The 18,484-nt window shown below is 56.0% G+C and carries 23 protein-coding genes; 15 read left to right on the forward strand and 8 right to left on the reverse strand.

From position 1 onward, the window contains the following. Nucleotides 1-16: 16 nt before the first annotated feature. Nucleotides 17-748, forward strand: a complete 732-nt coding sequence (gene rlmB / locus PGR23_RS14505; RefSeq protein ID WP_047065981.1) for a 23S rRNA (guanosine(2251)-2'-O)-methyltransferase RlmB — start codon at nucleotides 17-19, stop codon at nucleotides 746-748. A 20-nt stretch (nucleotides 749-768) separates the two neighbouring features. On the opposite strand, the gene PGR23_RS14510 is transcribed toward rlmB, so the two are convergent. Beyond that, nucleotides 769-2,064 (reverse strand): MFS transporter, encoded by a 1,296-nt coding sequence (locus tag PGR23_RS14510; RefSeq protein ID WP_047046281.1) that lies wholly within the window; start codon nucleotides 2,062-2,064, stop codon nucleotides 769-771. 179 nt (nucleotides 2,065-2,243) lie between these two features. Here PGR23_RS14510 and PGR23_RS14515 point away from each other — a divergent pair, with 179 nt between their 5' ends. Beyond that, nucleotides 2,244-3,881, forward strand: coding sequence for an isovaleryl-CoA dehydrogenase (locus PGR23_RS14515; protein WP_045396883.1), 1,638 nt, complete (start codon nucleotides 2,244-2,246; stop codon nucleotides 3,879-3,881). On the opposite strand, the gene yjfN is transcribed toward PGR23_RS14515, so the two are convergent. Both yjfN and bsmA read right to left on the reverse strand, forming a co-directional pair. Further along, complete coding sequence (gene yjfN / locus PGR23_RS14520) at nucleotides 3,872-4,147, reverse strand: DUF1471 family protease activator YjfN (RefSeq protein WP_020079815.1); 276 nt, start codon at nucleotides 4,145-4,147, stop codon at nucleotides 3,872-3,874. The two genes, PGR23_RS14515 and yjfN, sit on opposite strands and share 10 nt — an antisense overlap. A gap of 140 nt (nucleotides 4,148-4,287) precedes the next feature. Further along, complete coding sequence (gene bsmA / locus PGR23_RS14525) at nucleotides 4,288-4,596, reverse strand: biofilm peroxide resistance protein BsmA (protein ID WP_047046278.1); 309 nt, start codon at nucleotides 4,594-4,596, stop codon at nucleotides 4,288-4,290. 208 nt (nucleotides 4,597-4,804) lie between these two features. Between bsmA and yjfP the strand changes: the two genes are divergently transcribed. Then, nucleotides 4,805-5,521 carry an esterase gene (gene yjfP / locus PGR23_RS14530; RefSeq protein ID WP_047046276.1) on the forward strand — a complete coding sequence of 239 codons (717 nt, stop codon included), beginning with the start codon at nucleotides 4,805-4,807 and terminating at the stop codon, nucleotides 5,519-5,521. Here yjfP and ulaR read toward each other — a convergent pair. Both ulaR and ulaG read right to left on the reverse strand, forming a co-directional pair. Continuing rightward, on the reverse strand, nucleotides 5,518-6,273 hold the full coding sequence (gene ulaR / locus PGR23_RS14535) for an HTH-type transcriptional regulator UlaR (protein WP_015368619.1): 756 nt from the start codon (nucleotides 6,271-6,273) through the stop codon (nucleotides 5,518-5,520). The genes yjfP and ulaR overlap by 4 nt on opposite strands. A gap of 103 nt (nucleotides 6,274-6,376) precedes the next feature. Then, complete coding sequence (ulaG, locus tag PGR23_RS14540; RefSeq protein ID WP_045396887.1) at nucleotides 6,377-7,441, reverse strand: L-ascorbate 6-phosphate lactonase; 1,065 nt, start codon at nucleotides 7,439-7,441, stop codon at nucleotides 6,377-6,379. Between the two features lie 364 nt (nucleotides 7,442-7,805). On the opposite strand from ulaG, the gene ulaA reads away from it, so the two are divergent. The 6 genes from ulaA to PGR23_RS14570 are packed head-to-tail and all read left to right on the forward strand — an operon-like array spanning nucleotide 7,806 to nucleotide 12,220. After that, the gene (ulaA, locus tag PGR23_RS14545) at nucleotides 7,806-9,206 is read left to right on the forward strand and encodes a PTS ascorbate transporter subunit IIC (protein WP_015368616.1); all 1,401 of its coding nucleotides are present in this window, start codon (nucleotides 7,806-7,808) and stop codon (nucleotides 9,204-9,206) included. 12 nt (nucleotides 9,207-9,218) lie between these two features. Next, nucleotides 9,219-9,524 (forward strand): PTS ascorbate transporter subunit IIB, encoded by a 306-nt coding sequence (gene ulaB, locus PGR23_RS14550; RefSeq protein ID WP_001577590.1) that lies wholly within the window; start codon nucleotides 9,219-9,221, stop codon nucleotides 9,522-9,524. A gap of 9 nt (nucleotides 9,525-9,533) precedes the next feature. Beyond that, entirely contained in the window at nucleotides 9,534-10,001 is a 468-nt protein-coding gene (ulaC, locus tag PGR23_RS14555; protein ID WP_063415149.1) for a PTS ascorbate transporter subunit IIA, read from the forward strand. A gap of 15 nt (nucleotides 10,002-10,016) precedes the next feature. Then, on the forward strand, nucleotides 10,017-10,670 hold the full coding sequence (gene ulaD, locus PGR23_RS14560; protein ID WP_015368613.1) for a 3-keto-L-gulonate-6-phosphate decarboxylase UlaD: 654 nt from the start codon (nucleotides 10,017-10,019) through the stop codon (nucleotides 10,668-10,670). A gap of 9 nt (nucleotides 10,671-10,679) precedes the next feature. Continuing rightward, entirely contained in the window at nucleotides 10,680-11,534 is an 855-nt protein-coding gene (locus PGR23_RS14565; RefSeq protein ID WP_045396890.1) for an L-ribulose-5-phosphate 3-epimerase, read from the forward strand. Beyond that, the gene (locus PGR23_RS14570; protein ID WP_015704178.1) at nucleotides 11,534-12,220 is read left to right on the forward strand and encodes an L-ribulose-5-phosphate 4-epimerase; all 687 of its coding nucleotides are present in this window, start codon (nucleotides 11,534-11,536) and stop codon (nucleotides 12,218-12,220) included. Before PGR23_RS14565 ends, PGR23_RS14570 begins: the two co-directional genes overlap by 1 nt. Before the next feature lie 60 nt (nucleotides 12,221-12,280). On the opposite strand, the gene PGR23_RS14575 is transcribed toward PGR23_RS14570, so the two are convergent. Together PGR23_RS14575 and PGR23_RS14580 are read right to left on the reverse strand one after the other, a co-directional pair. Continuing rightward, nucleotides 12,281-13,474, reverse strand: coding sequence for an MFS transporter (locus PGR23_RS14575; protein WP_213797771.1), 1,194 nt, complete (start codon nucleotides 13,472-13,474; stop codon nucleotides 12,281-12,283). 148 nt (nucleotides 13,475-13,622) lie between these two features. Next, nucleotides 13,623-13,898, reverse strand: coding sequence for a DUF1471 domain-containing protein (locus tag PGR23_RS14580; protein ID WP_045396896.1), 276 nt, complete (start codon nucleotides 13,896-13,898; stop codon nucleotides 13,623-13,625). Between the two features lie 339 nt (nucleotides 13,899-14,237). Here PGR23_RS14580 and rpsF point away from each other — a divergent pair, with 339 nt between their 5' ends. The 5 genes from rpsF (at nucleotide 14,238) to PGR23_RS14605 (ending at nucleotide 16,757) form a co-directional block, all read left to right on the forward strand. After that, nucleotides 14,238-14,633 carry a 30S ribosomal protein S6 gene (gene rpsF, locus PGR23_RS14585; RefSeq protein WP_004098001.1) on the forward strand — a complete coding sequence of 132 codons (396 nt, stop codon included), beginning with the start codon at nucleotides 14,238-14,240 and terminating at the stop codon, nucleotides 14,631-14,633. A gap of 5 nt (nucleotides 14,634-14,638) precedes the next feature. Continuing rightward, nucleotides 14,639-14,953 (forward strand): primosomal replication protein N, encoded by a 315-nt coding sequence (gene priB / locus PGR23_RS14590; protein WP_015704181.1) that lies wholly within the window; start codon nucleotides 14,639-14,641, stop codon nucleotides 14,951-14,953. 4 nt (nucleotides 14,954-14,957) lie between these two features. Further along, nucleotides 14,958-15,185 carry a 30S ribosomal protein S18 gene (gene rpsR, locus PGR23_RS14595; RefSeq protein WP_000135199.1) on the forward strand — a complete coding sequence of 76 codons (228 nt, stop codon included), beginning with the start codon at nucleotides 14,958-14,960 and terminating at the stop codon, nucleotides 15,183-15,185. A gap of 41 nt (nucleotides 15,186-15,226) precedes the next feature. Then, nucleotides 15,227-15,676 carry a 50S ribosomal protein L9 gene (rplI, locus tag PGR23_RS14600; RefSeq protein ID WP_015368607.1) on the forward strand — a complete coding sequence of 150 codons (450 nt, stop codon included), beginning with the start codon at nucleotides 15,227-15,229 and terminating at the stop codon, nucleotides 15,674-15,676. A 145-nt stretch (nucleotides 15,677-15,821) separates the two neighbouring features. Next, nucleotides 15,822-16,757: a DMT family transporter gene (locus tag PGR23_RS14605; RefSeq protein WP_047046271.1), complete on the forward strand. Its 936-nt coding sequence runs from the start codon at nucleotides 15,822-15,824 to the stop codon at nucleotides 16,755-16,757. 32 nt (nucleotides 16,758-16,789) lie between these two features. Here the strand turns inward: PGR23_RS14605 and PGR23_RS14610 are convergent, their stop codons facing one another. After that, the gene (locus tag PGR23_RS14610; RefSeq protein ID WP_047046269.1) at nucleotides 16,790-17,461 is read right to left on the reverse strand and encodes a LysM-like peptidoglycan-binding domain-containing protein; all 672 of its coding nucleotides are present in this window, start codon (nucleotides 17,459-17,461) and stop codon (nucleotides 16,790-16,792) included. Nucleotides 17,462-17,670: 209 nt separating this feature from the next. Here PGR23_RS14610 and fklB point away from each other — a divergent pair, with 209 nt between their 5' ends. Then, a complete protein-coding gene (fklB, locus tag PGR23_RS14615; protein ID WP_002886687.1) occupies nucleotides 17,671-18,291 on the forward strand; it encodes an FKBP-type peptidyl-prolyl cis-trans isomerase in 621 nt (206 codons plus the stop codon). Nucleotides 18,292-18,484: the final 193 nt, after the last annotated feature.

Below are 18,484 nucleotides of genomic sequence, written 5' to 3' on the forward strand. Positions count from 1 at the left end.
TAAAACGAGTACATCAATGAGTGAAATGATTTACGGCATCCATGCGGTGCAGGCACTGCTGGAACGCGCCCCTGAGCGTTTTCAGGAAGTTTTTATTCTGAAAGGCCGTGAGGATAAGCGTCTGCTGCCGCTGATCCATGCCCTTGAAGCGCAGGGCGTGGTGATTCAGGTTGCCAGCCGCCAGTTCCTCGATGAGAAAAGCGAAGGCGCGGTGCATCAGGGCATCATTGCCCGCGTGAAGCCGGGACGTCAGTATCAGGAAAACGATCTGCCGGATCTGCTGGCGCAGTTCGATCAACCGTTCCTGCTGATCCTCGACGGCGTCACCGATCCGCACAACCTCGGCGCCTGCCTGCGTAGCGCCGACGCCGCAGGCGTGCATGCGGTGATCGTGCCGCGCGATCGTTCCGCTCAGCTCAACGCTACGGCGAAAAAAGTCGCCTGCGGCGCGGCGGAAAGCGTGCCGCTGATCCGCGTCACCAATCTGGCGCGTACTATGCGTCTGCTGCAGGAAGAAAACGTGTGGATTGTCGGTACCGCCGGCGAAGCCGACCATACGCTGTACCAGAGCAAAATGACCGGCCCGATGGCGCTGGTGATGGGCGCGGAAGGTGAAGGTATGCGTCGTTTGACCCGCGAGCATTGTGATGAACTGATCAGCATCCCGATGGCGGGTAGCGTCTCTTCGCTGAACGTCTCTGTCGCCACCGGTATCTGCCTGTTTGAAGCGGTGCGCCAGCGCAGCTAAGCCGCCGCTGGCGCGGCGGGTTAGTCGTCCAGCGCGCGCAGATGGTCGTTCTTATTGAGCGTCATTAGCGCGGCAATACTGACGACGGCCGTCGCCATCACGTAGTACGCCGGAATGTCCAGATTACCGGTCTGTTTAATCAGGCCGGTAATAATCAATCCGGCGCAGCCGGAAAACACGGCATTTGATAGCGAATAGGCTAACCCCAGCCCGGTATAACGCACCCTGGTAGGGAACATCTCCGCCAGCATCGCCGGCCCAGGCCCGGCCAGAATCCCCACCAGTCCACCCGCAATCAGCACCACGATACCTTTCACCAGCAGCGTGCTGCTTTCCGCCTGCAATATTTTCAGCAGCGGCAGCGCCAGTACCAGCAGCAATACCGCAGCCGCGACCATCACCCGCCGACGTCCCCACTGATCGCTGAGCATCCCGGCAGGCAAGATGGTGATGGCGAAGCCAATGTTGGAGATCACCGCAATCAGCAGCGCCTGATTAAAACCGGTGTGCAGCGCGGACTGGAGGTACGAGGGCATGATCACCAGGTAGGTATAACCCGCCGCCGACCATACCATCAGCCGGCCAATGCCGGTGAAAATCGCTTTGAGCGTCTGGCGCCAACTGGCGCGGGTTTCCGCAGGCGGCGTAGTCTGCTGCTGGCGTAAAAAGCCCGGCGTCTCTTCCATTTTAACGCGTAGCCATAGCGCAACGATGCCCATCGGTATGGCGAGGAAAAAGGGAATTCGCCAGCCCCAGTCATGCAGCGCTTCGGGGCTCAGTACGGCGGAAATCAGCGCGACCACGCCTGCGCCTGCCAGCAACCCTAATGCCACGGTAAAAGATTGCCATGCGCCATACAGACCGCGTTTACCTTTAGGGGCGAACTCGGTCATCAGCGATACCGCTCCTCCATACTCGCCGCCGGCAAACAACCCCTGCAGAATACGTAATCCGGTCAGAAGGAGTGGCGCCGCAATACCGATGCTGGCGTAAACCGGTACCAGCCCGATTGCCGTGGTGGCGAGCGTCATCAGTACCAACACGATAATCAGCGTCGGCTTGCGGCCAATACGATCGCCGAGACGGCCAAAAACGATGGCGCCCAGCGGGCGAAAGAAGAACGCAATCGCGAAAGAGGCGTAAGTCAGAATCAGCCCGGTCAGCGGCGCTTCCCCGTTCAACTGGAAGAAGTTTTTTGCAATTACGGTCGCCAGAAAGCCATAGACCGCAAACTCGTACCATTCAATAAAGTTACCGATAGAACCGGCGATCAGCGCGCGTTTTTGCGCCGCTGATGTTGTGCTGGCGGTGTGCATAGGAAGCCCCGACTGATACAAAACAGTAACGAATGAATAAATTATTCCATACATTTTTCCTGAGGAAATTTTAAATTCTTATGCCTGTGATGGGCTTCACGAAGGCGTAGCGGTTTTTTTGTGACCGTCTATGCGGGCGACCATACTTACTGTCAGAGCCATTGACGGAGGGAGACATCATGCACTGGCAAACGCATACCGTATTCAATCAACCGACGCCGCTGTGTAACAGCAATCTGTTTTTGTCCGATACCGCGCTTTGTGAGGCGGTAGTGCGTGAAGGCGCCGGTTGGGATGGCGATCTGCTCGCCAGCATCGGCCAACAGTTGGGCACGGCGGAATCGCTGGAGCTGGGGCGACTGGCGAATAGCAACCCGCCAGAACTATTACGCTATGACGCCACCGGCGCCCGGCTGGATGACGTGCGGTTTCATCCCGCCTGGCATTTGCTGATGCAGGGACTGTGCGCCAACCGGGTGCATAATCTCGCCTGGCAGGAAGACGCCCGCGCGGGTTCATTTGTTGCCCGTACCGCCCGCTTTATGCTGCATGCCCAGGTGGAGGCGGGAACGTTATGCCCGATAACCATGACCTTCGCCGCAACGCCGCTGCTGCAGCGCGCGTTACCTGCGGTGTTCAGCGATTGGTTGCCGCCATTACTCAGCGATCGCTATGACCCGCATCTCGCACCGGGCGATCAGAAACGTGGATTGCTGATTGGCATGGGAATGACCGAAAAACAGGGCGGTTCGGATGTGCTCAGCAATACCACCCGAGCGGAAAAAACGGCGGAAGGATTCTATCGGCTGGTGGGCCATAAATGGTTCTTCTCGGTGCCGCAGAGCGATGCGCATCTGGTATTAGGCCAGACGCCGGGCGGGCTCTCCTGCTTCTTTGTGCCGCGCTTTTTACCCGATGGCCAACGCAATGGCGTGCGCCTGGAGAGGTTGAAAGATAAATTAGGTAACCGCTCTAACGCCAGTAGCGAAGCCGAATTCTTTGACGCCTGCGGGTGGCTGATAGGCGAAGAGGGCGACGGCGTGCGGCAAATTCTCAAGATGGGCGCGCTGACCCGCTTCGACTGCGCGGCCGGCAGCCATGCCCTGATGCGCCGCGCATACTCGGTGGCGCTGTACCATGCGCTGCAGCGTCAGGCGTTCGGCAAGAATCTGGCCGATCAGCCGATGATGCGTCAGGTGCTGGGCCAGATGGCGCTGCGTCTTGAAGGACAAACCGCTTTTCTGTTCCGTCTGGCTCGCGCCTGGGATCGGCGCGACGATGCGCATGAAGTGCTATGGGCTCGTTTATTTACCCCGGCCGCCAAGTTTGCTATCTGTCGCGCCGGTATACCGTTTGTCGCCGAGGCGATGGAAGTGCTGGGCGGTATCGGTTATTGCGAAGAGAGCGAACTCCCGCGCTTATACCGTGAGATGCCGGTGAATAGTATCTGGGAAGGTTCCGGCAATATTATGTGCCTCGACGTAATGCGGGTGCTTGGCAAGCAGCCGGCGGCGTTAGAAATGCTGGCGGCGGAGTGCGCTGAGGTCAAGGGGCAGAACCGGCATTATGACCGCGCGTGGCGACAGCTTCAGCAACTCTTGCGGCGGCCGGTTGAGGCGCAGGGACGAGAAATAGCGCGTCTGGTGTATTGCCTGGGGGCGGGGGCGCAGATGCTGCGCTTTGCATCGCCGCCGCTGGCCCAGGCGTGGTGCCGGATGATGCTGGATCCGCGAGGAGGTATCCGCCTGGACGCTCAACTGCTGGACGATGCGCTGCTACGGGCGATGGGGCGCGGACGACAGCCGTCTCAGGCGTAGAGAATGGCCTGCACTCGCCAGCTATCCGGCTGCGGCTCTTCATACATCTGAACGATACGATACCAGGAAGCGCCCTGCTCATCGGCTTTTACGGCAATGGCATGCTCGACATCCTGCTGACTGCCGGAGATATTATTGACGGAAATCAGACCAATTTCGTTCAGGCCAGTGACGCAATCCGCACTGGCGAATTCGGCTGACTGAGCGGAAGTATTGGCCGTCGCGGTAGTCAGCAACAGGCTGGGTAAGGTCAGTGATCGTTTCATCGTCAGCTCCATTTCACGTAATCCCGAGGGCAGTCCGTTTGCTAACGTTCTGCCAAAAAGGCTGGCCGAACGTTATTATGCGCAGGAGAACGTGAATGGACGCAAAGCAGTGTAAAGCTGGTTAAAAACGCATCACACCGCTATTTTTGATACAGAATCGCTTGCGAATACCACTGGCCGGGAACCATGGTGTCATCGATCATAACGATGACGTAGTAATCCGCTTTTGCGGCTTCTGCTTTGGCTTTCAACGCGGTCTCGACATCCATCGGCGAACCGTACATCAGCACGCTGACGGTACCTATCTTTTGCAGGCCCTCAGTCTGATTGCGACGAATTTCCTGCGGATGATCGCTTGCCGGCGGCGGCGCCTCCGGCGTACCCTGCAGGACGCTACATCCGCTTAAGGCGAGAGCCAGTAACCACGGTGTAAACCTACGCATGACCATATCTCGTTTCCTGATAGTGATAGTGTAGTGGTAGCCTGAACATCATTTCTGGGGAATGTTCCCGAATTGTTATCTATCGCGCGATTTTCGAATGAAAATGTTATGAAAGCGTAACCGAGCTCTCAACATTATAAATCGTGCTCAACGCAAAGCTTTGACGAATGTTTTGGTGCGAGACGCCGTGCCACTATAAAGAAGGAGACGATAGTTGATTACACTCGAAATGCGCAATCTGGCAGGCGGTGAAGCGATCCATGCCTGTCCGGCTGGGATGGCGGATAAGCCTCTGCCGGTTATCGTCTTCTATCACGGTTTTACCTCTTCCAGGCTGGTCTACAGCTACTTCGCCGTCGCGCTGGCCGAAGCCGGGTTCCGGGTGATTATGCCGGATGCCGCCGAACATGGCGCGCGTTTTCGCGGCGACGAGGAGGGGCGAATGCAGCGTTTTTGGCCGATCCTGCGACAGAATTTTCTTGAATTTCCCGCCCTGCGAGACGCGATTATCGCAGAGGGATGGCTTGAAGATGAACGGCTGGCGGTGGCCGGCGCATCAATGGGCGGCATGACTGCGCTCGGTATCATGACCCATCATCCGGAGCTAAAATGCGTGGCCTGCCTGATGGGCTCAGGCTATTTCAGCAGCCTCGCGCAGACGCTGTTTCCGTCGCCCGGATTCGATACGGCAAGCCTGGCGGAGTGGGACGTGACTCATCAGTTAGCGGCGCTAGCCGACAAGCCGCTGCTGCTGTGGCACGGCGACGCAGACGACGTGGTTCCGCCCGGCGACACATTTCGCCTGCAGCAGGCGTTAACGCAGAGCGGCCTGGCAACTAACCTGACCTGCCAGTGGCAAAAGGGCGTACGCCACCGCATTACCCCGGAAGCGCTGGACGCGACCACCGCCTTTTTCCGGCAGCATCTTTAAACGCGGATAACCTGCACGCCCTGATCCTCAAGCTGCTTGAGGATCGTTTCATCGGCCTGCTTGCCGGTGATAACCAGGTCGATTTGGCTGGCCTGGCTGAACAGCATCCCGGCGCGTTCGCCGACTTTGCTGCTATCGACCAGTACCGCCAGTTTGCCAACGACGTTAAGCATTTTCTGCTCGGCCATCGCGGTCAACATATCGGTTTTATACAATCCCTCGGCGGTTAACCCTTTGCCGCTGGTGAACATCCAGTGCCCGGCATACAGGCTGTTTTCGCTACCCTGCGGGCTGAGGGTGATGAAGTGGCTGTGGTTATATTGCCCCCCCATAATGATCACGCTGTCATGCTCCTGGTCAATCAGATAGTTGGCCAGCGGCAGGTAGTTGGTAATGATCTGCACCGGTTTGCCGCATAATTCACGGCCAAGCAGGAAGGCGGTGGAGCCGCAGTTGATAACGATGCTTTCGCCCGGAGAAACCAGTTGCGAGGCGGCGCGGGCAATCCGCACTTTCTCATCGTGGTTTTGCGCCTGATGAATGTTCATTGGCGACCAACGTGGGCGCTGTTCGCTGATGGCTTCCGCGCCATTACGGACCTTTTTCAGCTTGCCGTTTTCATCCAGCTTATTGATATCGCGTCTTGCCGTCGCCGGAGAGATGCCGAGGCGGGAGATTACCTGTTCAACGGTGACAAATCCCGTTTGCGCCAGCAAATCCAGTAAAATTTGATGTCTTTGCGCTTCAGTCATGAGCGAATCCGATTAAAAGTGACAAGCAAAGATGATATTTGAAATTAACGCTAAATACTAATGTGGAAAGGGAATTCCGGCGGGCGCGCCCGCCGGAATAGGATTACAAAAAGGATTTGAACGGCAGGTCTGGCTCAATGGTAAAGCAGTCATCGAATCCGCGTGGGTAGTGGTATTCGAAATTGTCTTTATCCAGCGGCCAGGTAAATTTACCGCCGACCTGCCAGATAAACGGCTTGAAGCCGTATTTCAGACGATCCTTTTTCATCTCCCACAGTACGCGGATCTCCTGTGGGTCGGCCTGGAAGTTGGACCAGATATCATGGTGGAACGGAATGACCACTTTGGCATTTAGCGATTCCGCCATGCGCAGGATATCGGCGCTGGTCATTTTGTCGGTGATACCGCGCGGGTTTTCCCCATAGGAACCGAGGGCGACGTCAATCTGATGCTCGTTACCGTGCTTTGCATAGTAGTTGGAATAGTGTGAGTCGCCGCTGTGGTACAGGTTGCCGCCCGGCGTTTTGAACAGATAGTTGACCGCGCGCTGGTCCATGCCGTCCGGCAGCACGCCGGCGGCTTTTTGATCGGCTGGCAGGGTAATGAGCGCAGTACGATCGAATGCGTCGAGCGCGTGGATCTCAATGTCTTTGATCTTCACCACATCGCCCGGCTTCATGACGATGCAGCGTTCTGCCGGCACGCCCCAGCCAATCCACAGATCAACGCAGGTTTTTGGTCCGATAAACGGCACATCGGCGGCGCAGTTTTGCATCACCGCGGCGGCGACGTTAACGTCGATATGATCGTTGTGATCGTGCGTCGCCAGCACGGCGTCAATTTGGCGGATGGCGAAAGGATCGAGCACGAATGGCGTAGTGCGCAGGTTCGGCTGTAGTTTTTTCACCCCGGCCATGCGCTGCATCTGGTGGCCGGTTTTCATCAGCGGATTACCGTGGCTCTGCTTACCGGTACCGCACCAAAAATCGACGCAAATATTAGCGCCGCCTTCCGATTTTAGCCAAATGCCGGTGCATCCCAGCCACCACATGGCAAAGGTGCCCGGCGCAACCTGCTCTTGTTCGATCTCTTCATTCAGCCAGCTACCCCATTCCGGGAAAGTGCTCAAAATCCAGGATTCACGGGTGATGGTTTGCACTTTACTCATCGATCTCTTCCTCTTTTATTTCAAAAGTAATCAATTGGTGATTTGTTTTGATTGATACTGGCACTGTTTTTTCAGGAATGCAATCGACTATTTTCAAGAAAAAGCGGTGAGAGCGTTGCGCTAACGCGCTGATAAACCCTGAATTTAATATCAAGCATGTATGTATATTGTTGATATTAGTGGTTTGTTTGGTTATGTCGTGACGTAGTGGAAAATACACGCACAAAAAATATGATTATTTGCGTGATGCGTCACATTTAATCAAATTCAATCTTGTTGTGATTGTTTTTGATTATTAGAGTGAGGGAGACGACAACTGCTGAGCGTCATGCGCGTTCAAAGCCTTCCTCTTCTGGAGTGTGTTATGGAGATCCTCTACAACATCTTTACCGTCTTCTTTAATCAGGTAATGACTAATGCCCCGCTGCTGCTGGGTATCGTGACCTGCCTTGGCTATATCTTGTTGCGTAAAAGCGTCAGCGTGATTATCAAAGGCACGATCAAAACCATCATTGGTTTCATGCTGTTACAAGCCGGCTCCGGCATTCTTACCAGCACCTTTAAGCCGGTGGTGGCGAAAATGTCAGAGGTCTATGGCATCAATGGCGCGATTTCCGATACCTACGCCTCAATGATGGCGACCATCGACCGGATGGGCGAGGCCTATAGCTGGGTGGGGTATGCGGTGCTGTTGGCCCTGGCGCTAAATATCTGTTACGTCCTGCTGCGCCGCATTACCGGCATCCGCACTATCATGCTGACTGGCCATATCATGTTTCAGCAGGCGGGGCTGATTGCGGTCTCTTTCTTCATCTTCGGCTACTCCATGTGGACGACCATTATCTGCACCGCGGTGCTGGTCTCCCTGTACTGGGGTATCACCTCCAACATGATGTTTAAGCCGACTCAACTGGTTACCGACGGCTGCGGCTTCTCTATCGGTCACCAACAGCAGTTTGCCTCGTGGATTGCCTATAAAGTGGCGCCGTATCTGGGGAAAAAAGAGGAGAGCGTCGAAGACCTCAAGCTGCCGGGCTGGCTCAATATTTTCCACGACAACATCGTCTCTACCGCGATTGTGATGACCATTTTCTTTGGCGCCATTCTGCTCTCCTTTGGCATCGATGTTGTACAGGCGATGGCGGGCAAAACCCACTGGACGGTCTATATCCTGCAGACCGGTTTCTCCTTCGCCGTGGCCATTTTCATCATTACCCAGGGCGTGCGTATGTTCGTCGCCGAGCTGTCCGAAGCCTTCAACGGTATCTCACAGCGCCTGATCCCCGGCGCCGTGCTGGCGATCGACTGCGCCGCTATCTATAGCTTCGCGCCGAATGCCGTGGTCTGGGGCTTTATGTGGGGCACCATCGGCCAACTGATTGCCGTTGGTATTCTCGTCGGCGTTGGCTCCTCCATTCTGATCATCCCGGGCTTTATCCCAATGTTCTTCTCTAACGCGACGATTGGCGTCTTTGCTAATCACTTCGGCGGCTGGCGCGCGGCGCTCAAGATCTGTCTGGTGATGGGCATGATTGAAATCTTCGGCTGCGTGTGGGCGGTGAAGTTGACCGGAATGAGCGCCTGGATGGGCATGGCGGATTGGTCAATCCTGGCGCCGCCGATGATGCAGGGTTTCGCCTCGATAGGGCTGGCGTTTATGGCCGTCATTATTCTGATTTCACTGGCTTATATGTTCTTCGCCGGCCGCGCGCTGCGCGCCGAGGAAGACGCGGAAAAACAACTGGCAGAAGCCTCTGCTCAATAAGGAGTTCTGATTATGACCGTACGTATTCTGGCTGTGTGTGGCAACGGGCAAGGTAGTTCCATGATCATGAAAATGAAGGTGGACCAGTTCCTGACGCAATCAAACATCGACCACACGGTGAACAGCTGCGCGGTAGGTGAGTATAAAAGCGAGCTAAACGGCGCGGATATCATTATTGCCTCGACCCACATCGCCGGCGAAATCACCGTCACTGGCAATAAATACGTGGTTGGCGTGCGCAATATGCTGTCCCCTGCGGATTTCGGCCCAAAACTGCTTGAAGTGATCAAAGCCCACTTCCCGCAGGATGTGAAATAAGGAGCCGCCATGAAACTTCATGATTCTCTGGCGCAGAACCACTCCATACGCCTGCAGGCGGAGGCGGAAAGCTGGCAGGCGGCGGTGAAAATCGGCGTCGATCTGCTGGTGGCCGCCGACGTAGTGGAACCGCGTTACTACCAGGCGATCCTCGATGGCGTCGCGCAGCATGGTCCCTATTTTGTTATCGCGCCGGGCCTGGCGATGCCTCATGGGCGTCCGGAAGAGGGCGTTAAGAAAACCGGCTTCGCGCTGGTGACGCTAAAAAAACCGCTGATTTTCAATCACGAAGATAACGACCCGGTCGACATTCTGATCACCATGGCGGCAGTTGACGCCACCACCCACCAGGAGGTGGGCATCATGCAGATCGTTAACCTGTTTGATGATGAAGCCAATTTCGACCGTTTACGCGCCTGCCGCACCGAGCAGGAAGTGCTGGATTTAATTGAAAACGCCACTGCGGCGGCTGTTTAAGAGGGAGTTGATACGATGTCTCAGTTACCAATGTTGCAGGTTGCGCTGGATAACCAAACCCTGTCTCACGCCTATGAGACCACCCGCCTGATCGCCGAAGAGGTGGATATCATTGAAGTGGGCACGATTCTCTGCGTCGGCGAAGGGGTGCGCGCGGTGCGCGATCTGAAAGCGCTGTACCCGCATAAAATCGTACTGGCGGATGCCAAAATCGCCGATGCCGGAAAAATCCTGTCGCGGATGTGCTTTGAAGCCAACGCCGACTGGGTGACCGTGATCTGCTGCGCCGATATCAACACCGCCAAGGGGGCGCTGGATGTCGCCAAAGAGTTCAATGGCGACGTACAAATTGAACTGACCGGCTTCTGGACCTGGGAGCAGGCGCAGGCGTGGCGCGATGCGGGCATTCAGCAGGTGGTCTATCACCGCAGCCGCGACGCGCAGGCCGCGGGCGTGGCGTGGAGCGAGGCGGATATCAGTGCGATTAAGCGTCTTTCCGATATGGGCTTCAAAGTCACCGTGACCGGCGGATTGGCGCTGGAAGACCTGCCGCTGTTCGCCGGTATTCCTATTCACGTCTTTATTGCCGGTCGCAGCATCCGCGATGCCGCCTCGCCGGTGGAAGCGGCTCGCCAGTTTAAACGCTCTATCGCCCAGCTGTGGGGATAAGGAGCGGCTATGTTGTCGAAACACATTCCGCTCGGTATCTATGAAAAAGCGCTCCCCGCCGGGGAGTGCTGGCTGGAGCGGTTACAGCTGGCGAAAACGCTGGGTTTTGATTTTGTTGAAATGTCGCTTGATGAAACCGATGCCCGCCTTGCGCGGCTGGACTGGAGCCAGGAGCAGCGCCTGGCGCTGGTCAAGGCGGTAGCCGAAACCGGCGTCCGGGTGCCATCGATGTGCCTCAGCGCCCATCGTCGTTTTCCGCTCGGCAGCGAAGATGACGCGGTGCGTAATCAGGGGCTGGAAATTATGCGTAAAGCCATCCAGCTGGCGCAGGATGTGGGGATTCGGGTGATCCAGCTGGCGGGCTACGACGTTTATTATCAGCAGGCGAACGATGAAACGCGCCGCCGTTTTCGCGAAGGCCTGAAAGAGAGCGTCGAGATGGCCAGCCGGGCCCAGGTGACGCTGGCGATGGAGATCATGGACTATCCGCTGATGAACTCGATCAGCAAGGCGCTGGGTTATGCCCACTACCTGAATAATCCATGGTTTCAGCTTTATCCGGACATTGGCAATTTGTCGGCGTGGGATAACGACGTACAGATGGAGCTGCAGGCCGGTATGGGGCATATCGTGGCGGTGCACGTCAAAGATACGAAGCCCGGCGTCTTTAAAAACGTACCGTTCGGTGAAGGCGTCGTCGATTTTGAACGTTGCTTCGAAACGCTCAAGCAGACGGGCTACTGCGGCCCGTATCTGATTGAGATGTGGAGTGAAACCACCGATGACCCGGCGGCGGAAGTCGCAAAGGCTCGCGACTGGGTGAAAGCGCGGATGGCGCGCGCGGGCCTGACGGAGGCGGCATAATGCAGCAACTTAAACAGCAGGTATTTGCAGCTAATATGGATCTGCCGCGCTACGGGCTGGTGACCTTTACCTGGGGCAACGTCAGCGCAATCGACCGGCAGCGTGGGCTGGTGGTGATCAAGCCCAGCGGCGTAGCCTACGAGTCAATGACCGTCGATGATATGGTGGTGGTCGATTTGCAGGGCAACGTGGTGGAAGGGCGCTGGCGTCCCTCTTCTGATACCGCGACCCATCTTGCGCTCTATCGTCGCTATTCCGGCCTCGGCGGGGTGGTGCATACCCACTCGACGCACGCTACCGCCTGGGCGCAGGCGGGGCTGGCAATCCCGGCGCTCGGCACCACCCACGCGGACTACTTCTTCGGCGATATCCCCTGTACCCGGGCGCTCAGCGCACAGGAGGTGGAAGAGGCCTATGAGCTGAACACCGGAAAGGTGATTATCGAAACGCTGGGCGAGGCCAACCCGTTACATACGCCAGGGATTGTGGTCTATCAGCATGGGCCGTTCTCCTGGGGGAAAGATGCCCATGAGGCGGTGCACAATGCGGTAGTGATGGAAGAAGTGGCGCGAATGGCGTGGATCGCCCGCGGCATTAATCCGCAGCTACAGCCCATCGACAGTTGGCTAATGGAGAAACATTTTCTGCGTAAACACGGGCCTGACGCCTACTACGGGCAGAAGTAAGTTACGCGCTCCGGGGCTTTCACCTCAGGGTGAAGCAACTGGTCTGGCCCCGGAGCCGTTTTAACCCTGACGATAAGCCGATGGCATACAGCGCATGCCGATGAGCGTGACCACGCAAATCATCGCGCCGGCGTAAAACGTCGAGGCAGCGCCGAAGGTTTCCCACAGTACTCCTGCGCCGGTACTGGCCAGCAGCAGCGCCAGGCCGCTCATCAGGTTAAACATGCCGAATGCCGTACCGCGTAGTTCCGGCGGCGCGGTATGCGCAACCATCGCCGCCAGTAGCCCCTGCGTCATCCCCATATGAATCCCCCACAGCGCGACGCCGATCAGCAGCGTGCTCCAGTGGCCGCTGACCGCCAGCACGATATCGGCGAGGATCAGCACCAGCAGCCCCCATTGCAGCAGTTTGCTGTGGCTCATGCTGTCAGAGAGCTTACCGAACGGGTAAGCCGTGAGGCTGTAGACCAGGTTCATCGCGACCATCACCAGCGGAATAGTAAACAGCGGGATCTCCATCTGCTGGGCGCGCAGTACCAAAAAGGCTTCGCTGAAGCGGGCGAGGGTGAAAATGCTGCCAATCGCGACCACCCACCAGTAGGCGGCGGAGAGCTTTTTCAGGTTTTCGCGCTTCAGCGGATTGCTACGTTTGTGCGCGATGGCGGATTTCGGCTCCTGCAGGCCAAAGCCCAGTAGAGCAATGGATAGTACGGCGGGAATGACCGCCACCCAGAAGATAGCGTGAAAATCGTTATGCCATATAAACATCAGCAGCACCGCCAGCAGCGGGCCGAGGAAGGCGCCGACGGTATCCAGCGCCTGGCGTAGCCCGTAGGCCGCGCCACGGATCTCCGGCGGCGTTACGTCGGCGACCAGCGCATCGCGCGGCGCTCCGCGGATACCTTTTCCGACGCGGTCGATCATGCGGGCGCTAAATACCACCCCGGCGCTCGGCGCGAGGGCAAACAGCGGTTTACTCAGCGCCCCCAGCCCGTAGCCAAGCAGCGCCAGCCCTTTGCGTTTGCCAACGTAGTCGCTAATGACGCCGGAGAAGACTTTGAGGATTAAGGCGGTGGCTTCGGCCAGCCCTTCGATAAGACCGATAATAATGACGCTGGCGCCGAGCGTAGTGGCCATAAACAACGGGAGCAGGCTGTGGATCATCTCTGACGAGACATCCATTAGCAGGCTGACGCCGCCGAGCACCCAAACTCCTTTCGGGATACGACCTAAGGTCGCGAAACGCGGGACCATCAATCACTCCTGATTATCAAACGGTGAATTGATGATTAAATCAGGTTGCGATGACGCTGGTAAGTCAGTTGGGAAAATAATTCTCAATTGCGTTTACATCGGTTATTCGCTTCGCCCCTCGTGAGGAGAGGCGAAGCATCGACCTGGGCTAGCGGTAAATAGCGGCGCTGGCATGAATAAGGCCATTGCTCTGCGGTTCGTGAATCAGGATTGGCTGGAAGTACTTCGCTCCCAGGGCATCGCTTTCCTGGTTCAGGGCCTGTTCGGCTTCTTGTTCGCTAGCCATATTATGATTGATATAAATTACGCCCAGACTCTGCACATCGTCCATGTTGCGAGCCTGACGCCCATCGATTTTGATGGCTGCCAGCGCGTTGGCGCTAAGGAGTAGCGCAGCCATTACGGCGATGATAATGCTTTTCATAGAACGCTCCTTACTGACAGTACGGGTAAAACGCTGGACTCCTCTTGCTGGTGTCTGGCTATTGATTAAATTGTAATCGCTGGCGTGCCGCCTGATAGCGACCTTTTCTGATGCAGTTGTTCAAAAAAATGCCGCGTTCCTTATTGGTTAATTTTAAATCACCCACTTAGCCCAGCTTGGCGCTTAGTGCGAATTATTTGTGCAAATGCGCTTGTGTTCCTGGGGGGGCGCAATTAGAATGACGCGTCAATTTTTCAGCCGCCCTTTAACACGTTCCTTGCCTCCATGGGCCGCGGCTGACCCAGACAGGAGGCTGAATAATCCGTAAGGAGCAATTCGATGCGTCATTACGAAATCGTTTTTATGGTCCATCCTGACCAGAGCGAACAGGTTCCGGGCATGATCGAACGTTACACTGGTGCAATCACTGCAGCAGAAGGTACGATCCACCGTCTGGAAGACTGGGGCCGCCGTCAGCTGGCTTATCCGATCAACAAACTGCACAAAGCTCACTACGTTCTGCTGAACGTTGAAGCGCCGCAGGAAGCGATCGATGAGCTGGAAACTAACTTCCGCTTCAACGACGCCGTTATCCGCAGCATGGTAATGCGTACTAAGCACGCTGTTACCGAAGCATCTCCGATGGTTAAAGCGAAAGACGAGCGCCGTGAGCGTCGTGAAGATTTCGCTAACGAAACCGCAGATGATTCTGAAGCTGGGGATTCTGAAGAGTAATCCTGATGACCAACCGTCTGGTGTTGTCCGGCACCGTGTGCAGGATGCCCCTTCGAAAGGTCAGCCCGTCAGGAATTCCTCATTGCCAGTTCGTGCTTGAGCATCGTTCTGTGCAGGAGGAAGCCGGTTTTCACCGGCAGGCGTGGTGCCAAATGCCCGTTATTATTAGCGGACACGAGAACCAGGCCATTACTCACAGTATAACGGTCGGTAGCGCAGTCACCGTTCAAGGGTTCATTAGTTGCCATAAGGCAAAGAACGGCTTGAGTAAAATGGTTCTGCATGCCGAGCAGATTGAATTGATAGATTCTGGAGACTAGCCATATGGCACGTTATTTCCGTCGTCGCAAGTTCTGCCGTTTCACCGCGGAAGGCGTTCAAGAGATCGACTATAAAGATATCGCTACGCTGAAAAACTACATCACCGAAAGCGGTAAGATTGTCCCAAGCCGTATCACCGGTACCCGTGCAAAATATCAGCGTCAGCTGGCTCGCGCTATCAAACGCGCACGCTACCTGTCCCTGCTGCCGTACACTGATCGTCATCAGTAATCGGTCACGGTCCATTAATACGACTTTGAGAGGATAAGGTAATGCAAGTTATTCTGCTTGATAAAGTAGCAAACCTGGGTAGCCTGGGTGATCAGGTAAACGTTAAAGCGGGCTATGCTCGTAACTTCCTGGTACCACAGGGTAAAGCTGTTCCAGCTACCAAGAAAAACGTTGAGTTCTTCGAAGCGCGCCGCGCTGAACTGGAAGCCAAACTGGCTGACGTTCTGGCCGCTGCTAACGCACGTGCTGAAGCAATCAACGCACTGGGCACCGTTACCATCGCGTCCAAATCTGGCGACGAAGGTAAACTGTTCGGTTCCATCGGTACTCGCGACATCGCTGACGCTGTTTCTGCAGCTGGCGTTGCCGTTGCGAAGAGCGAAGTTCGCCTGCCGAACGGCGTTCTGCGCACCACCGGTGAGCACGAAGTAGACTTCCAGGTTCACAGCGAAGTCTTCGCTAAACTGGTTGTTAACGTTGTAGCTGAGTAATTTTTTACTCAACTCACGTCGATGCGCCGGCCTTGTGCCGGCGTTTTGCTTTTTAGCGCCTGCCTGATTTTTATCTGGTATGGTAGCTATTCTCGCCGCTTTCTGGATAATAAAATAAAACACGATTTTATTTCCGGTAAAGTTAATGGACGCTTCCTCTCCGACCCCTTCGATTTTTGCCAATAAAAAAGTAGCTTATGTCTGCGCGACGCTATGCTGTCTGCTGTGGGGCAGTTCTTATCCCGCGATAAAAAACGGCTATGAGCTTCTGCACATCGCCACCGATGATGTTCCCTCAAAAATTGTTTTTGCCGGATATCGCTTTCTGTTTGCGGGCTTATTGTTGCTGCTGTTTGCGCTGGCACAGCGCAAACCCATCGCCCGGCTCAATGGCCGCCAGTGCGGGCAGCTGGCGATGCTGGGGCTAACGCAGACCGCTATCCAGTACGCCTTCTTCTACGTCGGCCTGGCGTTCACCACTGGAGTGAAGGGATCGATCATGAATGCCACCGGGACGTTTTTCAGCGTTCTGCTGGCGCATTTTATCTATCAGAATGACCGGCTCAGCTACAACAAAACTATCGGCTGCGTGCTTGGCTTCGTCGGCGTGATGTTGGTGAACTTCAACGCCTCATTGGGCGATTTTAATTTTGTCTGGCAGGGTGATGGCTTTGTCGTGCTGGCGGCGTTCATCCTCTCGGCGGCGACGCTCTACGGCAAACGCATCTCGCAAACCGTCGACCCGACGGTGATGACCGGCTGGCAGCTGGCCTTCGGCGGTCTGGTGCTGGTGGCGGGCGGGTATCTGACCGGCGGGGAGCTACGGATGCACAGCCTGACCGCAGCGATGATCCTTGGCTATTTAACTCTGCTGTCGTCGATAGCTTTTGCGCTATGGAGCGTGCTGCTCAAGCACAATCGCGTCAGTATGATTGCGCCGTTTAACTTTGTTATCCCGGTGGCCGGGACGGTGCTGTCAGCGATCTTTCTTGGCGAGAATATCTTTGAGTGGAAGTACGCGATCGCGCTGGTCCTGGTGTGTGTAGGGATCCGCTGGGTGAACAAAAGCCAGGCGCGTTAGGCCGGGCGTACAACCCGGCCTAAGCGAAGCGTTTATCGCGCACGCACGAAGCTGCCGTTCGACTGGCGGGTGAACAGCACCTGCTGGCCGTTGCCGGTATCAATAGTGAGGCCGGTGACGACGCCGTTGGCGTTCTGGCGAATTTGCACCGTCTGTCCACTCTGCAAGGTGCTTAATGGTTTGCCGGCGCCTTCGACCTGCGCCATGGCGTAGACGTCAGTGGCTGGCAGACCGTGGTCGCGGAACAGTTGCGCCAGCGTTTTGCCCGATTCAATCCGGTAGGTGCGCCACTGCTGTTCAATACCCGGCGCAGACTGCTGCTGCGCCGGTTGTTGATACGGCTGAGAAGAGGAAGACGTTTGCGGCTGGTCAGGCTGTTCATCCTGAATGGCTTCAGGCGCCACAGGCGCAACCTGATCGGCATCGCTGACCGTCGGCGTATTGGTGATTGGCGGAAGCGGCACGGCCTGATTACCCGAACCTTGCGGCTGAGACTGGGACTGCAAATCGAGACTGGCTTCACGGCTTGCCTGGGTCGGCGTGCTGTTATCGCCGGAGGGGAGCAGGAAACCAATAATCACCAGCAGGAAGCCGGCGATGATGCCGCGGCGATGCATGGGCGGTAGCGGATCCATGAGACGAAGTTGATCCGGGGCGTGCCAGATCTTCGCCAGGGTAGATGTCAGTTCAAAGCGCCCGGGCATGGCTTTCCTCCTGCTCCGCATATTTTTATCCTGCTTATGAGTATAGACGGCTAACGTCCTGAAGGTAGAGGTTAACCTGATATCGCCTATTGTTTCTGTTTCGCTGAGATTTGTCATCATCCGCCGACAAAGTTTTACCCATTCCTCTATGGCTGTTATGCTTTCGAACGCTTTTCTCAAGATGTTTATCACCCAAAAAAGGAACAAAGATGGCAACCCCGACTTTTGACACTATCGAAGCGCAGGCAAGTTACGGTATCGGCTTGCAGGTTGGACAACAACTGAGCGAATCCGGCCTGCAGGGGCTGCTGCCGGAAGCGCTGGTTGCCGGCATTGCCGATGCGCTGGAAGGCAACCAGCCGCAGGTGCCGGTTGAAGCCGTACACCGCGCGCTGCGTGAAATCCATGAACGCGCTGACGCCGTGCGTCGCGAGCGCTTCCAGGCGATGGCCGCCGATGGCCAGAAATACCTCGATGAAAACCGTGAAAAAGAAGGCGTGAACAGCACTGAATCCGGTCTGCAGTTCCGCGTACTGACGCAGGGCGAAGGCCCGATCCCGGCGCGCACCGACCGCGTACGCGTTCACTACACCGGTAAGCTTATCGACGGTACCGTGTTCGATAGCTCCGTAGCCCGCGGCGAACCGGCTGAATTCCCGGTGACCGGCGTGATCGGCGGCTGGATCGAAGCGCTGACCCTGATGCCGGTAGGTTCCAAATGGGAACTGACCATTCCGCACAACCTGGCTTACGGCGAGCGCGGCGCGGGCGCTTCTATCCCGCCATTCAGCACTCTTATCTTTGAAGTTGAGCTGCTGGACATTATTTAAGCACCAGGGGCTTCCTCTCCCGCAGAGGGGAGGGAGCCAATAAAAATAGTGCAAAATCCTTAAGTTATAAATTTATTGGAATTTTATATTGCATATAAGTTTGTTGAGTGTATTTTTGTGAGCTGTTTCGCGTTACATTGGTGATATAACACTCACTTTAAACATAAAATTAACATTATATCTAAATCATAGT

It is taken from the genome of Klebsiella sp. 141162, assembly GCF_050600755.1.
GTDB lineage: Bacteria > Pseudomonadota > Gammaproteobacteria > Enterobacterales > Enterobacteriaceae > Klebsiella > Klebsiella aerogenes.